Source organism: Mesorhizobium sp. M8A.F.Ca.ET.021.01.1.1, from assembly GCF_003998025.1.
Classification (GTDB): domain Bacteria; phylum Pseudomonadota; class Alphaproteobacteria; order Rhizobiales; family Rhizobiaceae; genus Mesorhizobium.
The window spans coordinates 1-2154 of record NZ_RZSJ01000800.1 but is presented as its reverse complement, the minus strand read 5'-3'; the positions used below and the strand labels follow the sequence as shown (position 1 = coordinate 2154).

Annotated in this window: 2 protein-coding genes; both read left to right on the top strand. The window is 65.9% G+C overall.

Features of this window, described 5'->3' with window-relative positions:
* Positions 1-23 precede the first annotated feature (23 nt).
* Positions 24-1469: an amidase gene (locus EOA36_RS34070; protein WP_127281086.1), complete on the top strand. Its 1446-nt coding sequence runs from the start codon at positions 24-26 to the stop codon at positions 1467-1469.
* 94 nt (positions 1470-1563) lie between these two features.
* The coding region (locus tag EOA36_RS34065; protein ID WP_245464547.1) for a LysE family translocator at positions 1564-2154 on the top strand (591 nt) is incomplete at its 3' end.

Sequence of the window (2154 nt, the reverse complement as noted above, 5' to 3'; positions counted from 1 at the left end):
GGCCTTGCAAGAGGCCCGTTGAAATGATGCGCCCCCGCACGAAGCATGCCGTACCCGCGGCCAGCGACATCTGTCGCCTGTCGGCTGTCAAACTCGTCGACGCGATCCGCCGAAAGAAACTCTCCGTGCGCGAGGTGGTGACGGCTTTCCTGGACCGCATCGATGCGGTCAACCCGCAGGTCAACGCCATCGTCTCGCTGCGAGACCGCGCCGATATCCTGCGCGAGGCCGACGCCGCCGATATCAGGCGGACGGATGGAACCGGCGCGCTCTTTGGCCTTCCCATCGCCATCAAGGACCTTGCCTCCACAACGGGCCTCAGAACCTCGTTCGGCTCGCCGATCTTCGCCGATTTCGTGCCGCAAGAAGACGATTTCTTCGTCGAACGCATCCGCGACGCTGGCGCCATCATCATCGGCAAGACCAATGTTCCCGAATTCGGGCTCGGCTCCAACACCTACAACAACGTCTTCGGGCCAACGCTGAACGCCTTCGATCCGGCGCTGACCGCCGGCGGCTCGAGCGGCGGCGCGGCGGTGGCGCTGGCGCTGGACATGGTGCCGGTCGCCGATGGCAGCGATTTCGGCGGTTCGCTGCGCAACCCGGCTGCCTGGAACAATGTCTACGGCTTTCGGCCATCGCAGGGGCTCGTGCCCGGCGGTCCCGACTTCGAGGTTTTTCACGCGCAGATGGGCGTCGAGGGGCCGATGGGCCGCAACGTCGCCGACATGGCGCTGTTGCTCGACGTGCAGGCCGGTTACCATCCGCAAGCGCCTCTCTCCTATGAAAAGCCGGGATCCTTCCTCGAAGGGCTCGCGCCACCGGCGACCGGCGGCCGCGTCGCCTGGCTCGGCGATCTCGGCGGCCATCTGCCGGTCGAGCCCGGCATCCTCGACCTGTGCGAGGCAGCGCTGGCACGGTTCACGGATGCATCCTTCCGGACCGAGCCCTTGCGTCCGGATTTCGATTTCGAGGCACTCTGGCAGGCCTTCGTGACGCTGCGCCAGGCCAGCAGCGGCTGCGCGCTGAAAGTGCACTATGACGATCCCGCTAGGCGCAGGCTGCTGAAGCCGGAAGCCGTCTGGGAGGTGGAAAACGCCATGCGGCTGACGGCGCCGCAGATTCGCGCGGCCTCGGTCATGCGCACGTCCTGGCACCGGATGCTACTATCGATCTTCGAACGCTTCGACCTCATCGCGCTGCCGACCGCGCAGGTCTTTCCCTTCGATGTCGGCACCCATTGGCCGCGCGAGGTCGCCGGGCGGGCAATGGACAGCTACCATCGCTGGATGCAGGTTTCGGCCTTCGCCACCTTGGGCGGTTGCCCGGCGGTCAATGTCCCGGTCGGCTTCGACGACAGGGCCCGGCCCATGGGCATGCAGTTGATCGGCCGGCCACGCGGCGACCTCGCCGTGCTGAAGGCCGCGGTCGCCTATGAGACGACCCTGCCCTGGCCGGCCGGCGCCTGAGCCACGTACGACGCGCGCCAGCTTGCTTCGCCCTCGCCGTCATGCATTGATTGTCGCCTAACAGGCCGCGACAGCGGCATTGCGAGGAAAAATCATGTCGCTGGAACTCTACGCCGCCTATGTTCTTGCTTGCATCGTCATCATCCTGGTGCCTGGGCCGACGGTCACGCTGATCATCGCCAACAGCATCCGCCACGGAACCCGTGCCGGCCTCGCCAACGTCGCCGGCACGCAGGCTGGCCTTGCCGTCATGATCGCCATCGTCGGCATTGGGCTCAACACGCTGATCGCGGGCATGGGCCACTGGTTCGAATGGGTCAGGCTGATCGGTGCGGCCTATCTGATCTGGATGGGCGTGCAGATGTTCCGCTCAAAGGGCACGCTGAACGCCGACGGAACCGCTCGGAAACCCCGCGGTGGCTTCTTCCTGCAGGGCTTGGCTGTGGCGCTCAGCAATCCAAAGACGCTGGTCTTCTTCGGCGCCTTCTTTCCGCAGTTCATCTCTCCCGCCGGCAACTACCCGCTGCAGATCGTCATCATGGGCCTCACCGCCATGATCTTCGCCGCCATGTCGGATTCGACCTATGCGCTGGCCGCCGACCATGAAGCTGCCGCTGATCCTCGACAGGAGCTTGATGCGGCTGGCCGAGAGCATGCGCCCGGCGCGGCCGGCGGCCAGCGCATA